The sequence below is a fragment of the Bartonella clarridgeiae ATCC 51734 genome, from assembly GCF_000518185.1.
GTDB classification, from domain to species: Bacteria; Pseudomonadota; Alphaproteobacteria; order Rhizobiales; family Rhizobiaceae; genus Bartonella; species Bartonella clarridgeiae.
Genome location: NZ_JADC01000011.1, coordinates 23215 through 39907, shown reverse-complemented (window position 1 = coordinate 39907; position 16693 = coordinate 23215). Strand labels below are relative to the sequence as shown.

The window sequence follows — 16693 nt, the reverse complement described above, 5'->3', positions numbered from 1 at the left end:
TATATCGTTTAGTCAGGAGGTAGAAAAATATCACTCTGCATTTATTCAGAAATGATTTTAACACGTGATCCTTCAAGAAGAGTTTGCGTGGGTGAAAGCCCATTAATCAGCCGAAAGAGTTTTTCTTTGTATGGCGTATCTTGCATTTTATATGAAAGGTTTAAAATCGTGTCTTTCTCTTGAACACGGATGATACGGATCTTTAAAGGAGGTAGCTTTCTCAATTCTTGAGGGGAAAGGAGGTGAAAACTTTGCGTCATATTTTGGGCGATAGCCTCAAAATTTTTGGAATGATGAGGAGCAGCCGTTAAAAAGCGGAAGATGCGATTCTTTATGGGAATAACAACCACATCAAATTGCCATTGTTTATTAATCGCATAGGCATGAGCTGCAGGTAAACCTTGAATTGTTATGGGATGGACAGAGGACATGTCAAGTCCAGCAACCCAGCCGCTTTTCAAGTAATCGCTTGCAGACATGTTGAGAGGAAAGGGGACAGCGTCAAAACGAATTGCAATTTTTTCTGGACTGCTTGCAATGAACGCCTGAGAAGAATTGTCTATTGTTGTAAAATTGGTTGGGATGGAAAAAGTGACGCCCCATTTAGGATGAACAAATTTGTTTTCTCGTATATATCCTGTTTCAGGGCTGCCTCCGAAAATCATGTTATCGATGCCATTAAGAAAAGTATCGCGATCGGTATTTTTAGTATTATTATCAGGACTAGTTTTGCTGATTGTACGGGCTTTATTGATAGCAAAACGGATCCGCTGTGGAGTTGTCGGATGGTTTGCTAAAAAATCTAATGAATCGTTGGTAGCTTCTGAAATATTGCGAAAAGCTCTATAGGCTTCCATTGATTGCAGAAAACGTGGAGAAGCAAATGGATCATATCCAGCACGATTGAGCATTTCAATTCCGATAGCATCAGCTTCAAGTTCCTGATTCCTTGAAAATTGAGCTAGGGTTTGTTGATTTTGTAAAGTGTTATCCAATTTTTCTTTAGAGGATAATCCAACATGAGAAGAAGTGCGGGGCGTATGATTTAATTCTACTTTTTTTTGTAAGCGTAAAATACCATGATTGGCTGTGATATGGGCTATTTCATGGGCTAAGACAGCTGCAACTTCTGAAGAGTCATTAGCCAGTGCCAGCATTCCGCGGGTCACATAAATATAACCACCTGGTAAAGCAAATGCATTCACATGGGCTGAGTTTAAAATTGTGACGTGATAAGTTTGATTGGGATTGTGTGAGACGGCAATAAGTTTGCCAACAATTTTTGCTAACATACGCTCAAGTTTTGGATTATTATATTCATTGCCATAGGTTTGTAAGATGCGAGGATGTTGTGCAGCACCCAATGTGGCATAAACATTATTGTTGCTGGTATCAGTAGGCATTACAGGAAAGTCTGAAGCATGGAAGCGATCATTCCATTTAAATTCTGTTTGGCATGCTACAAGGAAAAGCAAGAGGCCTACGAGAGATATTCTGTAGATTTTGCGGTAAGAAAAGAAGTTTTTTTGAAAAAATCTGAACCCTCGAATCATTTGCGTTTCTCATTTTCTTATTATTTTAGCTTTAAACTTTTGTGTGCATTTTATACGTAAGAATTTTATAGAGATCCTTTAGGTGTCTCCATAATTATAATCTATAGTGATAATATATCAAAAGGCGCTTTATAAAATAAAAGGCATAATATGTATGGCATGAAAACATTTACAATATTGTTAAATGGAGATATTTGCGTTACTCAACGTTTGCGCAACCAAATTCATAATAGTCGCGTGATTGCTGCTGATGGTGGGATACGTCATGCTGAGGCGTTGTGTATTATGCCTGAATTATGGTTAGGAGATTTTGATTCTTCTAATCAGGACTTATTGCAGAAATATGGTCATATTTCACAGGAGTTTTTTCCTTCTGATAAAGATGCAACCGATAGCGCATTGGCTTGTGAGTTTGCTTTGCAAAAAGGTGCTCAACGGCTTATTTTATGTGGTGCTTTTGGAGGAGAAAGAAGTGATCATGCTTTGTCTCATATGACCCAAGCAATTTCTCTGGCAGAGAAAGGCGTTTCAGTTTTATTGACCAGTGGTCGTGAAGAGGGATGGCCGATTTTGCCACAATCCTTTTCTTCTGATTTGTCATCTTTTTCTTGTGATTTACCGGATGGATGCTTGTTTAGTATTATTGGATTTTCTGATTTAAAGGGCTTAACAATGTCAGGGGTTAAATGGCCATTGTTAAACAAAAATATCCCTTTTGGGTCTTCTTTAACACTCTCTAACCGTATTTCTGGAACTTTTTGTTGTTATTTGTGTTCTGGTAAAGCTATATTATTAGCGTCTGTACCTGTTCCATCAAGTTCTTTGTATGTATAGATTTATAGTATAGAAACGAAGAAACAAGATTAGAAAGAGCAGGGAGACTAATAAATGGTATGACGTGATTTTAGTCTTTAAGTAGAGAAAGGGTCTAATATGTTAAAACCGGTTTTGACAATGGCAGTTATTGCAGTTGTTGGTTTGAGTTCAACAGCCTGTACGGTTTCTGAAAGAAAAATTACAGAATATGGTGTTGGTGGTGCTGCATTGGGTGCTTTAGCAGGTTCAGCACTTGGTGGTGGAACGCCTGGATCAGCAGTAACAGGTGCAGCTGTTGGCGCTATTGCAGGAACTGTGACAGGTGTTACAGCAGTGCAAAGAAAAAATCAAAAAAGGGTGATTCAACAGTCTACCTTATGCACTTACAGTGATGGAAAAGGCCGTGTGTATAAAGCACCTTGTGCTTCTCAGAAACCACAATTATGCACTTATACTGATAAAAAAGGGAAACTTTATCAGGCTCCTTGTCATTAAATATAATTAATATGATTTGAATGGCTATCCCACTTCTGCAGTTTGATCGTATTTTCTTAACTTTTGGAGGACATCCCTTACTCAACCAGGTAAGTTTATCTGTTGGTAAGGGTGAGCGTATAGCCCTTGTGGGCCGTAATGGGTGTGGAAAATCAACATTCTTAAAAATTGCTGCTGGATTATTAGAACCGAGTGGAGGTGAAATTTTTCGCCACCCTCGGGCGACGTTGCATTATGTCTCGCAAAACCCTGATTTTTCAGCATTTGATGATGTTAATGCTTATCTACGAGCTGGTTTAAGTGGTACTCATGATAGACAATGGGTGAAAAATCTTTTGGGAAATTTCGGTTTTTCGGGCACAGAAAAAGCAGAAACGCTTTCTGGAGGAGAAAAGCGACGCCTTTCATTATTACAAGCAATTGCAATGCAACCAGATATTTTGTTATTGGATGAACCAACCAATCATCTTGATTTACCAATGATTGAATGGCTGGAGGGGATGTTGTGTTCTTTACGATCGGCGATTGTAGTTGTTTCGCATGATCGGAGATTTTTGGAAACAGTAACGCGTTCAACGGTTTGGATCGATAGAGGCACAGCTAAAAGGGTTGAAAAGCCTTTTTCTGAGTTTGAGAGGTGGCGAGATAAAGTGCTCGAGGAGGAAGCGCGTGATCAATATAAATTGAAGCGCCAGATTGAACGAGAAGAACAATGGTTACGTTATGGAGTCACTGCACGGCGCAAGCGCAATGTAAGGCGTTTGGGAGCGTTAAAGGAATTGCGTCAGCGTTCTCAGACTTATAAAGGACCGCTAGGAAATGCGTCGTTTGAGGCATCTAAAAATCAGCAATCTGGGCAACTTGTGTTGGAAGCTAAAAAGATTTCAAAGTCTTATGGCGATCGTATCATTATCAAGGATTTTTCGTGGCGTCTTCAACGGGGGGATAGAGTAGGCTTGGTTGGTCGAAATGGTATTGGAAAAACAACACTGCTTTCTGTTTTGATAGGGCAGGAGGCTGCAGATCATGGAATCATAAAGCGGGGATATAATCTATCAATGGCTCTGCTTGATCAACAGCGCACTGTCAATGAAGAGGAAACATTAGCCCATTATTTAACGGGAGGCAGAGGCGATACTCTTTTGATTAATGGGAAGGAGAAACATGTTGTTTCTTATATGAAAGATTTTTTGTTTTTACCAGAACAAGCGCATACACCATTGAAAGAATTGTCAGGTGGAGAAAGAGCCCGTTTAATATTGGCACGTCTTTTATCTCAGCCTGCGAATTTTTTAATTTTAGATGAACCTACCAATGATCTTGATATGGAAACGCTTGACCTTTTGCAAGAATTTATTGCTGATTTTCCTGGAACAGTTTTGCTAGTAAGTCACGATAGAGATTTTTTAGATCGGACGGTGACTCATATATTAGCACCTCAAGGAGATGGACATTGGATTGTATATGCTGGGGGGTATAGTGATATGGAAGTGCAGGTAAAAAAAGCTGCACTTTCTTTACGTAAAGAGTCGCAAAAACCAATAACACGCGTGCAGACAAAACAAACATCGTCGCGTACAGGGACAGCATCACGTAAATTATCCTATAAGCAAACATATGCTTTGGAAAAATTACCAGAGCAGATTGCTACTTTGCAGAATAAAATCAAGGAAATTGAAGACTCTCTCTCTAATCCAGCGCTTTATTGTTGTGATAAAAATCATTTTGAAAATTTATCTATAACTCTGGAAGAAAATAAAAAACTCTGTGCACAAAAAGAAGAAGAATGGTTAGAACTTGAACTTTTACGTGAAGAAATAGAGAAAGAGCGCACCATAAATTAAGTCATTCCCAAGGCGTTTTTATAAAGTTGGATAGTTGCTTCTTCTTCAATCCGTTCATGATCTTCTTTCTTACGGAGTCTTATAATGCTGCGGACTGCTTTACTATCAAAACCAGAGCTTTTAAGTTCTGTATATACATCTTTAATATCATCAGAAATGGTTTTTTTTTCTTCTTCTAACCGTTCAATCCGTTCGATAAAACTACGCAATTGATTGACGGATATAGCTTGTGTGGTATCAATCACATCGCTCATCGTATTCTCTCCGAATATATAATATTGTTTTTTAGCTTTTTATAGTAAGGCATTATTGGGGATGCCTTAAGAATGGGTAAAGAGTCAAGCTTTACGTTTTTTTTTACACATTGACTTTAAATTTTTTGTATAAATAATCTGTCTTATTGACAAAAAGATATCAAGAATTGGAAAAGATATGGGAAGCGGTATGTAGGGTTCTATGGTTTTAAAAAAAGATAAAAGAAAAAATCAATATTTTCTTTTAAATGCTTGCCTTGGGAAATCGAACTTATGGGTTTACAAAACAATATAAGGAGCAAGAATTATGCTAAAAGAGCTTAGAATTTTGTTCCTAAATGTTCTTATTTTGTTCTCTGCATTTGAATATGCAAAAGCTGATTTTCGGGTTTGTAATACAACGCAAGAGTCTGTTGGTATTGCTATTGGCTATCGTACGGTCTCAAACTGGGTTAGTGAAGGGTGGTGGATTGTTCCAACAACAGAGTGTAAAACCTTAATCGATGGTCCCCTTGCATCACGATTTTATTATTTATATGTCGAAAATACTCGGAAAAAGGGGAGTGGAGTAGGGACAGTTATGATGTGTGTGCGAGATAGTCAATTTACAATTGAAGGGATTCATAATTGTTTTGTGAGAGGGTTTCAAAAAGCTAAGTTTGAAGAAATTGATACCGGTGATCAAACCAATTGGATGGTACAGTTGACAGATAAACCTGTATTGCCCGATTCAACAGCACTTCCGCGTACTTCTGTATCTAAATCTGTATCCACGCTCGCACCTGCGTTTTCACGCACCTCTGTACCTAAGGCTATATCTGCACCTACGCCCGTACCTCCTGCTGAGCCTAATTCTGTATCTAAATTCGTTCCTGTTCCAACGTTTCGACTTCCAAAATCATCATCGTAAAGTACGTTGTCAGAGAAAATGAAAATCTTTTAGGGATTAAGACAAATTTGTCTTTATTTCTGATTCCTGCAGAACAGTATTATCTTCATTTTCTTTGAGTAATTGCTGGGTAATCTTTTCAATTCGTTTTGTTGTTTCTGTTACAACTTGACCCATCATGCGATCTCTTTTATCATTTTGTTGGAGAAGAGCTGTATAACTTTCTTGTAATTTTTTGTTTTCTCGCTTTATTTCTTCCATTTCATCCATAATCATAATACCAGCCATAAGGGAAAGACGCTGGTCACCAATTTCACCAAATTTTTTTTTCAGATGTACAATATATTGATCCAATTTAGCAGCAAGGTGAATGAGATACTCTTCTTGCCCTGCATCGCAAGCCATACGATAAACTTTACCATCAATAGTGACTGAAACGGTTTCCATCTGCTTAAACCTTTATCGGTCAACTACAATACGAATTGTTTCCATAGCTTTAATGAGTCGTTTGGAAACATCTTTGTTGACTAAGGCCAATCGTTCTGTGTGCGCTTCGGCTTTATCAAGTTCTTGAGCCAGACGACTACGATCAGCATTCATTCGTTGAATTTCTTCTTCCCATTCGTTTTTTTTGTCAATAAGAGCATTATGATTGATAACAGCGATTTCTAAATTTCTGAGTGCTTTTTCCAATTGTTTTAGAGCTTGTGGTAAAATAGCAGTCTCTTGGTTCATAATGAGTGTATTCCTTCATAATCCTTTATGCAAAAACGAATCACTTATATTCTTTTTTGCATTTGTTTTGTATTTTAAAGATATAAGCTATTTTAGCAAGCAAGGCAGAAGATTGATGTGAATTAAAAGCTGGATTATTTGACATTATAGGCAGAAGTGTGGTTGTGCATAAGGCGTAGATAAGGATAATATTTTTGTTTATATGAACTATATGTGCAGAATATATGCGTATTTTAGTGATCAACGATATAAGGACAGCAGGAATGATTAAAATTAAGAGTAAATTTTACAAAAAATGGTCTATCATTCATGACAAATAACGAAAAACAAAATCAGATGGCTCATGCCATTCGTTTTCTTGCTATTGATGCAATTGAAAGAGCTAATTCTGGTCACCCTGGTTTACCAATGGGAGCAGCAGATATTGTTACTGTTCTTTATACAAAATTTTTAGCCTATGATCCCAAGAATCCGCGTTGGCCTAACCGCGATCGCTTTGTCTTATCCGCGGGCCATGGGTCGATGTTGCTCTATGCTTTATTGTATCTTTCTGGCTATGAAGATGTCTCTCTTGACGATTTGCGCAATTTTCGCCAAATAGGGTCTAAAATCGCTGGTCATCCAGAGTATGGACATGTTGCTGGGGTTGAAACAACAACTGGACCTCTTGGACAAGGGCTCGCCAATGCTGTAGGAATGGCTCTGGGAGAGCGCTTACTCAACGCGCGTTTTGGAAAGTTAATTGACCATTATACTTATGCTCTTGTGGGGGATGGGTGTTTAATGGAAGGGATCTCTCAAGAAGCAATAACCCTAGCAGGACATTTAAAACTCAATAAGCTGATTGTGTTTTGGGATGATAACGATATTTCAATCGATGGGGCTATTTCATTAACCGATAGTACAGATCAAATAGCCCGTTTTAAAGCATCTGGCTGGAATACCATTAAAGTGAATGGACACAACCAAGCTGCTTTAGTGCGGGCTATCGAAGCTGCACAAGCTTCTGATAAACCAACGTTGATTGCCTGTAAAACAACAATTGGTTTTGGATCCCCTAATAAAGGGGGAACCAATAAAGTTCATGGATCTCCTTTGGGGGCAGAAGAAATTGACGCAACCCGTAAAGCTTTGGGGTGGGGAGAAGAACCGTTCGTTATTCCAGCTGATATTCTCGATAGCTGGCGTTTGGCTGGACTGAATGCTGCAAAAAAACGGAAGAAATGGGAAGAGAAGTTACTTGCTTTATCTGTTGTAGAGCGGGCTGAGTTTGATCGGTTGATGCGGGGTGATCTAATCGGAAATTTTGAAGATGTTGTTGATACCTATAAACAAAAATTAGCTGTTGATCGTCCTGCTGTTGCAACCCGTAAAGCTTCTGAAATGACTCTAGAAGTTATCAATGAAGCCGTTCAGGAAACTATTGGTGGTTCTGCCGATCTCACGGGATCCAATAATACAAAAACGAGTCAGATGAAAATCATTTCTGCAAATGATTTTTCAGGCCGCTACCTACATTATGGAATTCGCGAACATGCTATGAGTGCAGTGATGAATGGTCTTGCACTTTATGGAGGTTTCATACCTTATGGTGGAACCTTTTTATGTTTTTCAGATTATATGCGTCCTGCGATGCGTCTATCATCCCTTATGGGATTGCGGGTTATTTATGTGATGACTCATGATTCAATTGGTCTAGGGGAAGATGGGCCCACCCATCAGCCGATAGAGCATTTAGCGACATTACGCGCGCTCCCTAATCATTTTGTTTTCCGACCAGCCGATGCTGTCGAAACACTCGAATGTTGGCAATTAGCCTTAAAAACAAAAAAAACACCTTCTACTTTGGCTTTAAGCCGACAAAATTTACCTCTTATGCGTCAAGAATATACAAAAGAAAATCTCTGTATGTTTGGTGCATATGAATTATTAACAGCCAGTGATGATGCTAAAGTGACACTTTTTGCTTCCGGTTCAGAGGTGGAAGTGGTTGTGAAGGCGCACTCTATTTTAGAGAAAAGTGGAATTCCAACACGGGTAGTTTCTGTTCCTTGTTTTGAATTATTTGCACAACAATCTGCTGCATATCAAAAGGCATTAATTGGTGAGGCACCAATTAAAATTGCCGTTGAAGCAGCTATTCAGCAAGGGTGGGAGCGTTTTATTGGCTGCGATGGAGTATTTGTTGGAATGGAGGGATTTGGGGTAAGTGGACCAAGTGATGCTCTCTATAGGCATTTCGGCATTACATGTGAGGCTGTGGTGGCGATTGTTAAAGAAAAGCTTGAAAAGACTAATAAGGAAAAATAACATGGGTGTTCGCGTTGCAATTAATGGATTTGGGCGGATTGGACGTAATATTTTACGGGCTATCGTTGAAAAGAAGCGCCAAGATATTCAAGTTGTGGCTCTTAATGATTTGGGATCAGTAGAGACAAATGCTCACTTGTTGCGCTACGATTCAGTCCATGGGCGTTTTCCCACTCCTGTTAAGGTCGTGAGAGATACTTTGGATGTTGGCTGTGGTGCGATTAAAGTTATTGCTGAACGTGATCCGACACAATTGCCGTGGAAGTCTTTAGATATCGATATTGTTCTTGAATGTACCGGGCTTTTTACAGCGCGTGATAAAGCATGTCTTCATTTGGAAGCAGGGGCAAAGCGCGTTTTGGTTTCTGCACCTTCTGAAGGAGCTGATTTAACCGTGGTATACGGAGTTAATCATCAGTTATTGAGCAAAGAACATCGTGTTGTCTCTAATGCTTCCTGTACAACGAATTGCTTGGCTCCCGTTGCACAAGTGCTCCACCAGGCAATTGGGATAGAAAAAGGGTTTATGACAACGATTCATTCCTATACCGGAGATCAACCTGTTTTAGATACAATGCATAAGGATCTTTATCGTGCCCGTGCTGCGGCTCTTTCTATGATTCCCACGTCAACAGGAGCAGCTAAAGCAGTGGGGTTGGTTTTGCCAGAATTAAATGGTTTGTTAGATGGGGTGTCGCTTCGGGTTCCAACACCGAATGTTTCTGTTGTTGATTTAACATTTACTGCTAAGCGTTCAACGACTGTTGAAGAAATTAATGCAGCCATTCGTATAGCTGCTCAAGGGTCTCTGAAAGGAATTTTGAATTATACAGAGGAAAAGCTTGTAAGCAGTGACTTTAATCACGATCCACATTCAGCAATTTTCCAAAATGATCAAACCAAAGTGATTGATGGGAAACTGTGTCGTGTTTTGGTTTGGTACGACAATGAGTGGGGTTTTTCAAACCGGATGAGTGATACTGCTGTAGCTTTTGCTAAAACATTGTAAAAAAGAGCTTTAGCCTTTCTTATTACAAAGCAAAAAGAGGATTTTGTGGAGAAAGAAAAGGAAGCGAGTGTTTTTTAAAAGGGCATCAGAAAAAATTGTTTTAGAGAAAACAGAATGATAAAAAATAAAAGAATATTGTGAAGGTTGAATACCAAGAGCTAAAGGATAGTGAGACAAAAGAAGTGCACGTTGAAGGGAAGAAGAGGGCTTGAAGGATAAAGAAAAAGAGAAAACAGTTATGGAATTTCGGACACTCGATGATGTTGATGTAACAGGAAAACGCGTGCTGGTGCGAGTGGATTTTAATGTTCCAATGTTAAAGGGTAAAGTGTGTGATGAAACGCGGATTGAGTGCCATAAAGACACACTTGTCGAGCTTCAAAAGCGTGGGGCTAAGGTTATTATTCTATCTCATTGTGGTCGTCCCAAGGGGCAAGTGGTTCCGGAATTTACAGTGCGTCCTGTCGTTGAGACACTCGAAAAAATCATAAAGAAGCCCATTTTTTTTGCAAATGATTGTATAGGGGATGCAGCACAGAAAGCAGTGAACAAAGTGCAGGATGGGGAAATTCTTCTGCTGGAGAATGTACGGTTTTACTCGGGAGAAGAAAAAAATGAGCATTCTTTTGCTAAAGCTTTAGCGCAAAATGGGGATCTTTATGTAAATGATGCTTTTTCTGTTTCTCATCGTGCTCATGCTTCAATAGAAGGGATTACGCATCTGTTACCTTCTTATGCAGGGAGAGCATTACAACGCGAATTGCAGGCCTTAAAAAAGGGACTCGATCATCCAACGCATCCGGTAGTGGCAGTCGTCGGGGGAGCAAAGGTTTCTAGTAAGCTTTTTGTTCTCAATCATTTGGTTGAAAAGGTCGACTATTTGGTTATTGGTGGTGGTATGGCTAATAGTTTTCTAGCAGCACAAGGTGTTTCTGTTGGTAAATCATTATGTGAAGAAACGCTAATGGGAACAATAAAAGAAATCATTGAAAAAGCATATCAGAGCCATTGTAAGCTTCTTTTACCTTTGGATGTTGTAGTTGGATTTCATTTTGAAAAAGAAACACCGCATCAATGTTATGCTCTTGAAGAAATCCCTGAAAAAGGGATGATTTTGGATATTGGTCCCCGTTCTATTGCACATATTCAAGCGGCAATTGATAAGGCAAAAACCCTTGTTTGGAATGGTCCGCTTGGTGTTTTTGAAATGTCGCCCTTTGACCAGGGAACGGTGACGGTCGCACGGTATGTCGCAGAGCGCAGTCAACGGAGGCAATTGGTATCCATTGCTGGAGGAGGAGATACAGTTTTTGCGTTAAATCATGCAGGTGTTGCCAATGATTTTACCTATCTTTCAACTGCAGGTGGGGCGTTTTTAGAATGGATGGAAGGAAAAAGCCTTCCTGGGATTTTCGCTCTTCAGCAAGTGTGAAGGAAAAGGCATCTGATGACTTAGGCAAGTGTGCTGACAGTCATTGATTTTTAGAACGTGAGAGAAAAAAAGAGGAGCTTTATATGAATGAGCGTCTTGAAGATATTGCATTATCTCTGGTTCGTCCGGGAAAAGGCATTTTAGCAGCAGATGAAAGTACAGCAACAATTGGAAAACGGTTCGAAACCATTGGTGTAGAATCTACCGAAGACAATCGTCGAGCTTATCGTGAAATGCTGTTTTCAGCAAAAGAAGCGATGGAAACAGCTATCTCTGGTGTGATTTTATTTGATGAAACTATTCGTCAAAAAGCATCAACAGGGCAAATGTTAACAGATCTTATTCATAATACTGGTGCTGTACCAGGCATTAAAGTGGATACAGGTGCCAAGCCTTTGCCTGCTTTCCCCCAGGAGATGATTACAGAAGGATTGGATGGTCTGCGTGAGCGATTGAAGGATTATTATGCTTTGGGTGCGCGTTTTGCCAAGTGGCGTGCGGTGCTTGCAATTGATTCACATTCTTTGCCAACAAAAGGTGCAATCAATCAGAATGCTCAAGCTTTGGCACGTTATGCTGCTTTATGTCAGGAAGCTGGTCTTGTACCAATTGTGGAACCTGAAGTTTTAATGGATGGTCAATCGCGTCAGCACTCAATTGCGCGGTGTTTTGAAGTGACACAAACAGTTTTAAAAACAGTCTTTGAAGAATTATTTCAAGCACGTGTTATTTTGGAAGGTATGATTTTAAAACCCAATATGGTTATTGATGGCAAAGATGCGCGCAAAGCTTCCGTTGATGAAGTGGCTGAAAAGACAGTTCGCGTTCTTAAGCAAACCGTTCCTGCTGCTGTTCCAGGAATTACTTTCCTTTCTGGAGGGCAATCCGATGAAGAAGCAACAGCACATTTGTCTGCTATGAATGCTTTGGGTATCCTGCCTTGGAAATTGACTTTTTCTTATGGACGTGCGTTACAAGCTGCAGCTTTGAAGGTATGGGGTGGAAAATCCGAACAAATTGCTGCGGCACAAAAGGCTTTTTATCATCGTGCACGAATGAATCATCTTGCTGCTTTAGGACAGTGGACAAAAGAACAAGAACAGTTTTGTGCATAAGTTAAAAATAAATAAAAGATAAAAAAGAACAGATTTTACGTCCTCTCCTATTATTCCTGTCTATTATGACGAAAATGATGGACATAGAAGAGGTCTTAAAAGCTTTTTCTTCTTCTCCTCAAAAAATTGATTATTTAGCAAATAACGTTCTTCATGATCTGGACAGTATCGATCAGTGGGATTCATATGACCGAAAGAACACTAATTCAGTTCGTGAAATTAGAGTAAGTTGCAGACCAAAAAGTGGCTTTGAGTCTTTAAAAGGTGAGCGCAGGGCAGGTGGGGGGGTGTGTCTTTTTTTTCTTCCTCTCTTTATTTTTATTGTGTATTGAGCAGAGGAGACCATGCCGGATCAGAGGCATCATTGGGGGTAGGCAAGAGGCGTTCATTGCGTCCGGTGATATCAATTGTATAGATTTTTGCACCTGCTCCTGGATTTTTACGAAAGAACATCAGGACTCTGCCATTAGGTGCCCATGTAGGACCTTCATTATGGAAACCTGTTGTTAAAATCCGCTCTCCTTTTCCATCAGGATACATCACGCCAATGGAGAATTGACCCTGAAATTGTTTTGTGAATGCAATATAATCCCCACGTGGAGACCAAATAGGGGTGGAATAGCTCCCTTCATTGGAAGAAATGCGCTGGAGATCACTGCCATCTACGTTCATCGTATAAATTTGTGGTTTTCCATCACGATCAGAGGAAAAAACAATTTTATTGCCATCTGGTGAATAAGAGGCTGATGTATCAATAGCTTTGGTTGTGGTTAAACGAGTCATCTTCCGTGTGCGTAAATCCATCGTATATAAATTGGCACTTCCATTATTTTGCAACAAACTCATAATGACCTTTTGTCCATCAGGAGAGAAACGAGGGGCAATGGTCATATTGTCAAAAGTTCCGATCAATTCCCTTTGTCCTACTTCCATTTGTTGAAGATAAACATGAGGCGTTTTGTTCTTACCATAAGCCATATAAGTAATTTCTTGTCGCTTCGGAGAAAAGCGCGGAGTAAGGACAAGTTCACTTCCATCAGAGAGATAGGTCAAATTTGCTCCATCTTGATCCATAATCGTTAAACGTTTGATACGCGCATCATGGGGGCCTGTTTCATCGATGAATACAATGCGGGTGTCAAAATAGCCCTTTTCACCTGTCATTTTGCTATAGATCTCATCTGAAATCATATGCGCAACACGACGCCAGCGTTCCGTTGCTGTATAAAAGCGTTGCCCTTTGATTTGTCGATTTCCTAAGACATCCCATAAACGAAAATCAACTTTAAGCCTTCCATCTGCTTCTCTATAAACTTTTCCTGTCACTAATCCTTGAGTGTTTATTTTTTTCCAATCAGAAAAGTTTGGTTGTTTGTCGGGATTAGGAGATATTTCAGGGAAAGAAGATTTCTGTAGGGGTAAAAAAAGTCCTGATCTTTCCAAATCTGCTGCAACGACAGCAGCAATTTTTACGCCTAATGAATCGTGAGAAACAAAATCTGCAATGGCAATGGGAATAGGGTTAAAATCAGCATTTGCAATTGTGCCTTTCAGCTGTGCATATGCAGATGAAAAACCGCAAAACCATAAATACACGATGAAAAAAAAACAGGAAGAAATTATACCTTTTATCACAGTCATGTGGTTATTTATCCTTTATTTGAGAGAAAAAATGTTGTTTCATGGTGCTGTTTCTTGAAAAGGATCAACATTAAAATCAAAACCTTGTCCCCATAAATTATATTGATCACGAGGGAGATTTTCATAGGGCTGGCATGAAAAAACAGCTGCATAAACTTGTTGTGTCATGATGGTGAGCTGACTTTCTTCACCTCTAAGGGGATCAATTTTTGGTTCGCCTATCACGTATCCGTGGTTATTTAAATAAAATTGTAAACGTACAACAGGGCGGTTATTCAAATTACCTCCAATAGCAACAAGTTTAAGCTTTTTTTGAATACAGGACCCTACAAGATTAACGAGTGTTTGCGCTTTTTTTGCTGAATCACCGATATTTTTTTGCGTGCCTAAAGCTTCCCGTTCGCTAGAACGTTTTGCACCACCCCCTTGGGTGCGTGCGCGATTGATAAGGTGTGTTTCTTCCATTGCCAAAATATCTTCAATCGTTTGCTCTCTTTTGGAGGGAGATTTTTTTTCTTTTTGAAAATGAGAGGGGTCGACCGTTTTTGTTTTCGGTTTGAAAGAGGGCAGAGGAATATTGTCTAGAGGTGTAATTGTTGATATCGACTCGTTAGGATTCTTCTGAGCAAGTTCTTCTAACATTTTCTTAATAGGATCTTCTGACTTTATTTGTTCTAAAGCTGTTGGAGGAACTGTTTGTTCTTTTAATTCTGATTCTTGTGGTGGTGTTTTTGTTTCATTCTTCATGAATTCTGGAACTGTGTGGAGTAAGGCTTCTGTTTCTGTTTTTATCAATTCCTGCGTTTTCAAAGATGATTCAAATATTTCTGATGCGTCTTGTTGTCCAAAAAAAGAAGGTATTGTATCCATATGTTGCAATTGTTCTTTTGGTTGAAATGGGGATTGATTATCTATTGTTCCTTCACCAAAATAACGCGCATCTTCTTTTTCTTGAGGTTTTGTCGTCGGTTTAGGGGCAGAGTTTTCAAGAGGGGGAGCGTTTGATGAGCCTTCTTGGAAAGCAAGATCTTGGTCAAAAGAAGACAAAGTAATCGGAGCCATTTCTAGGGGCTGTTGCATGAAAGAAGAAGAGGGCGTGAAGTGCATCATCCCCGAGCTAAAAAGAATGAAATGCAGCGCAAATGATAAAACCAAACTTTTCTGCATGCTGTGATGAGAGCCTTTTTCCATTTGTATGCCTTGCTGTTTTTTTTCATGATTGCAAAGAGTCCTGAGATGCATGAAGCAACAGTTTATGGAGAATTTATTGTCCTAAACTCGCTAAAGCAACTTGCGAAAAACCTGCCTTTTGAATATGAGCCAAAAGTTGCAGAACTTGTTGATATTCAACAGTTTTGGCAGCACGGACAAAAATACGTTTATTCTTCTGTGTAGGATCTTCGGCTAATAGGGCTTTGAGGTGCGCAATCAGAGCTTCTTCTGTGTCATAATAGTTTTGATTGATGGCTAAACGCCCTTGGGCATCAAGGGAAACCGTTAAGGGGGTGGTGCTTTCCGTCTGCACAGGGCCCGCTTGGCTATGAGGGAGATCAAGAGGAACACCGTTTACCAAAAGGGGAGCTGACACCATGAAAATAATCAGCAAAACTAAGATAACATCCACAAAAGGCGTGACGTTAATCTCACTCATTAAAGGGGTGCGCGAACGGCGCTGTCTACGTATACCTTTCTGAGTAGAAGAAGGAACAGATAATCCCATAGTGCACCTCTTTATAAGGATGAGTTGGTAGAGGTTGTTTCATCAATTCGTCGTGACAAAATCGTCGAAAATTCATCAGAAAAATTTTCTATTTTCGCTATAATTTGTGCACTTTCACTTATCAATTTGTTATAAGCAATAACAGCAGGAATGGCTGCAAACAAACCAATTGCAGTGGCTAAAAGTGCTTCCGCAATGCCTGGAGCGACAATCGCTAGCGATGTGTTTTGAGAAGCTGAAATAGAAAGAAACGAATTCATAATTCCAACAACTGTTCCAAATAGTCCAATAAAGGGACCGGCTGATCCAAGAGTTGCTAAAAAGCCTAATCGTGATTCTATTTTTACACTTTCACGTCCTAAGGCCAGATCCATTGCCTTATCAATTCTCGTCTGAAGGCTTAAGGGTGTGTGCGATCCTTTTGAGAGTGATTTCTTCCATTCCGTCATTGCAGCAAGGAAAACGACCGATATACTGTCGCTGCGTTGACTATTGTAGGTGGCGTAAAGATCTTCCAAAGGCTGCCCTGACCAAAAATCACGCTCAAAATGATGGATATTACGCCGTATGTGCCGATAAGAAATGAGTTTATCAAGAATAATAGCCCAGCTCCATATGGAAGCGAATACCAATCCAATCATAACAACCTTTACAATCCAATTGGCTTGCATAAATAAGTTCAATATTCCTATTGTTTCTGGACTTGCAAATTCTACGACTTGTGCCATGGCCTTTTAACCTCTTCAATGAAAGATTCATTAATTTACAGCCCATTACAGCATATTGTTTTATAGTTTCTAAATTTGGCGAAACAAAGTTAAATTTTTTGACAAAAAATGTTCAAAAATCTCTTTCAAGAGCATTTTATTCTTTAAACAAT

16 protein-coding genes and 1 pseudogene are annotated in these 16693 nt (G+C 39.5%); 9 read left to right on the top strand and 8 right to left on the bottom strand.

The window, feature by feature from the left end:
* Positions 1–41: 41 nt before the first annotated feature.
* The gene (locus tag T420_RS0103785) at positions 42–1553 is read right to left on the bottom strand and encodes a M48 family metalloprotease (RefSeq protein ID WP_081475855.1); all 1512 of its coding nucleotides are present in this window, start codon (positions 1551–1553) and stop codon (positions 42–44) included.
* 159 nt (positions 1554–1712) lie between these two features.
* Here T420_RS0103785 and T420_RS0103780 point away from each other — a divergent pair, with 159 nt between their 5' ends.
* The 3 genes from T420_RS0103780 (at position 1713) to T420_RS0103770 (ending at position 4708) form a co-directional block, all read left to right on the top strand.
* Complete coding sequence (locus T420_RS0103780; protein ID WP_026501150.1) at positions 1713–2387, top strand: thiamine diphosphokinase; 675 nt, start codon at positions 1713–1715, stop codon at positions 2385–2387.
* Positions 2388–2486: 99 nt separating this feature from the next.
* Positions 2487–2864 carry a glycine zipper domain-containing protein gene (locus tag T420_RS0103775; protein WP_013545545.1) on the top strand — a complete coding sequence of 126 codons (378 nt, stop codon included), beginning with the start codon at positions 2487–2489 and terminating at the stop codon, positions 2862–2864.
* A gap of 20 nt (positions 2865–2884) precedes the next feature.
* Positions 2885–4708, top strand: a complete 1824-nt coding sequence (locus tag T420_RS0103770; RefSeq protein WP_013545544.1) for an ABC-F family ATP-binding cassette domain-containing protein — start codon at positions 2885–2887, stop codon at positions 4706–4708.
* Here T420_RS0103770 and T420_RS0103765 read toward each other — a convergent pair.
* A complete protein-coding gene (locus T420_RS0103765; protein ID WP_013545543.1) occupies positions 4705–4962 on the bottom strand; it encodes a DUF2312 domain-containing protein in 258 nt (85 codons plus the stop codon). The genes T420_RS0103770 and T420_RS0103765 overlap by 4 nt on opposite strands.
* Positions 4963–5269: 307 nt before the next feature.
* Here T420_RS0103765 and T420_RS06930 point away from each other — a divergent pair.
* Positions 5270–5701, top strand: a pseudogene (locus T420_RS06930) (DUF1036 domain-containing protein); the annotation flags it as partial.
* A gap of 207 nt (positions 5702–5908) precedes the next feature.
* Here the strand turns inward: T420_RS06930 and T420_RS0103755 are convergent.
* Both T420_RS0103755 and T420_RS0103750 read right to left on the bottom strand, forming a co-directional pair.
* Positions 5909–6298, bottom strand: a complete 390-nt coding sequence (locus tag T420_RS0103755; RefSeq protein ID WP_013545541.1) for a cell division protein ZapA — start codon at positions 6296–6298, stop codon at positions 5909–5911.
* Between the two features lie 12 nt (positions 6299–6310).
* Complete coding sequence (locus T420_RS0103750; RefSeq protein ID WP_013545540.1) at positions 6311–6586, bottom strand: DUF4164 domain-containing protein; 276 nt, start codon at positions 6584–6586, stop codon at positions 6311–6313.
* A 309-nt stretch (positions 6587–6895) separates the two neighbouring features.
* Here T420_RS0103750 and tkt point away from each other — a divergent pair, with 309 nt between their 5' ends.
* The 5 genes from tkt (at position 6896) to T420_RS0103725 (ending at position 12784) form a co-directional block, all read left to right on the top strand.
* Positions 6896–8896, top strand: coding sequence for a transketolase (gene tkt, locus T420_RS0103745; RefSeq protein WP_013545538.1), 2001 nt, complete (start codon positions 6896–6898; stop codon positions 8894–8896).
* Between the two features lies 1 nt (position 8897).
* Complete coding sequence (gene gap / locus T420_RS0103740; protein WP_013545537.1) at positions 8898–9905, top strand: type I glyceraldehyde-3-phosphate dehydrogenase; 1008 nt, start codon at positions 8898–8900, stop codon at positions 9903–9905.
* 238 nt (positions 9906–10143) lie between these two features.
* Positions 10144–11337: a phosphoglycerate kinase gene (locus T420_RS0103735; RefSeq protein WP_026501149.1), complete on the top strand. Its 1194-nt coding sequence runs from the start codon at positions 10144–10146 to the stop codon at positions 11335–11337.
* A gap of 83 nt (positions 11338–11420) precedes the next feature.
* Positions 11421–12452: a class I fructose-bisphosphate aldolase gene (locus T420_RS0103730; RefSeq protein ID WP_013545534.1), complete on the top strand. Its 1032-nt coding sequence runs from the start codon at positions 11421–11423 to the stop codon at positions 12450–12452.
* Positions 12453–12526: 74 nt separating this feature from the next.
* Complete coding sequence (locus tag T420_RS0103725; protein ID WP_155914834.1) at positions 12527–12784, top strand: hypothetical protein; 258 nt, start codon at positions 12527–12529, stop codon at positions 12782–12784.
* Here the strand turns inward: T420_RS0103725 and tolB are convergent.
* The 4 genes from tolB to tolQ all read right to left on the bottom strand — a co-directional run bounded on the left by tolB (position 12771) and on the right by tolQ (position 16541).
* Positions 12771–14093, bottom strand: coding sequence for a Tol-Pal system beta propeller repeat protein TolB (gene tolB, locus T420_RS0103720; protein WP_013545532.1), 1323 nt, complete (start codon positions 14091–14093; stop codon positions 12771–12773). The genes T420_RS0103725 and tolB overlap by 14 nt on opposite strands.
* A 39-nt stretch (positions 14094–14132) precedes the next feature.
* Positions 14133–15284 carry a hypothetical protein gene (locus T420_RS0103715; protein ID WP_026501148.1) on the bottom strand — a complete coding sequence of 384 codons (1152 nt, stop codon included), beginning with the start codon at positions 15282–15284 and terminating at the stop codon, positions 14133–14135.
* A gap of 73 nt (positions 15285–15357) precedes the next feature.
* Positions 15358–15813 (bottom strand): protein TolR, encoded by a 456-nt coding sequence (gene tolR / locus T420_RS0103710; protein ID WP_013545530.1) that lies wholly within the window; start codon positions 15811–15813, stop codon positions 15358–15360.
* Between the two features lie 11 nt (positions 15814–15824).
* Positions 15825–16541, bottom strand: a complete 717-nt coding sequence (gene tolQ / locus T420_RS0103705; RefSeq protein WP_013545529.1) for a protein TolQ — start codon at positions 16539–16541, stop codon at positions 15825–15827.
* Between the last annotated feature and the right edge of the window lie 152 nt (positions 16542–16693).

Excerpts from the sequence above, each read along its gene's own strand:
- T420_RS0103750 (WP_013545540.1), bottom strand. The coding sequence starts at position 6,586 with ATGAACCAAGAGACTGCTATTTTACCACAAGCTCTAAAACAATTGGAA.
- T420_RS0103785 (WP_081475855.1), bottom strand. The coding sequence starts at position 1,553 with ATGATTCGAGGGTTCAGATTTTTTCAAAAAAACTTCTTTTCTTACCGC.
- T420_RS0103765 (WP_013545543.1), bottom strand. The coding sequence starts at position 4,962 with ATGAGCGATGTGATTGATACCACACAAGCTATATCCGTCAATCAATTG.
- tolQ (WP_013545529.1), bottom strand. The coding sequence starts at position 16,541 with ATGGCACAAGTCGTAGAATTTGCAAGTCCAGAAACAATAGGAATATTG.
- T420_RS0103770 (WP_013545544.1), top strand. The coding sequence starts at position 2,885 with ATGGCTATCCCACTTCTGCAGTTTGATCGTATTTTCTTAACTTTTGGA.
- T420_RS0103715 (WP_026501148.1), bottom strand. The coding sequence starts at position 15,284 with ATGGAAAAAGGCTCTCATCACAGCATGCAGAAAAGTTTGGTTTTATCA.
- tolR (WP_013545530.1), bottom strand. The coding sequence starts at position 15,813 with ATGGGATTATCTGTTCCTTCTTCTACTCAGAAAGGTATACGTAGACAG.
- tolB (WP_013545532.1), bottom strand. The coding sequence starts at position 14,093 with ATGACTGTGATAAAAGGTATAATTTCTTCCTGTTTTTTTTTCATCGTG.
- T420_RS0103725 (WP_155914834.1), top strand. The coding sequence starts at position 12,527 with ATGATGGACATAGAAGAGGTCTTAAAAGCTTTTTCTTCTTCTCCTCAA.
- gap (WP_013545537.1), top strand. The coding sequence starts at position 8,898 with ATGGGTGTTCGCGTTGCAATTAATGGATTTGGGCGGATTGGACGTAAT.
- T420_RS0103780 (WP_026501150.1), top strand. The coding sequence starts at position 1,713 with ATGAAAACATTTACAATATTGTTAAATGGAGATATTTGCGTTACTCAA.
- T420_RS0103735 (WP_026501149.1), top strand. The coding sequence starts at position 10,144 with ATGGAATTTCGGACACTCGATGATGTTGATGTAACAGGAAAACGCGTG.
- T420_RS0103755 (WP_013545541.1), bottom strand. The coding sequence starts at position 6,298 with ATGGAAACCGTTTCAGTCACTATTGATGGTAAAGTTTATCGTATGGCT.
- T420_RS0103775 (WP_013545545.1), top strand. The coding sequence starts at position 2,487 with ATGTTAAAACCGGTTTTGACAATGGCAGTTATTGCAGTTGTTGGTTTG.
- tkt (WP_013545538.1), top strand. The coding sequence starts at position 6,896 with ATGACAAATAACGAAAAACAAAATCAGATGGCTCATGCCATTCGTTTT.
- T420_RS0103730 (WP_013545534.1), top strand. The coding sequence starts at position 11,421 with ATGAATGAGCGTCTTGAAGATATTGCATTATCTCTGGTTCGTCCGGGA.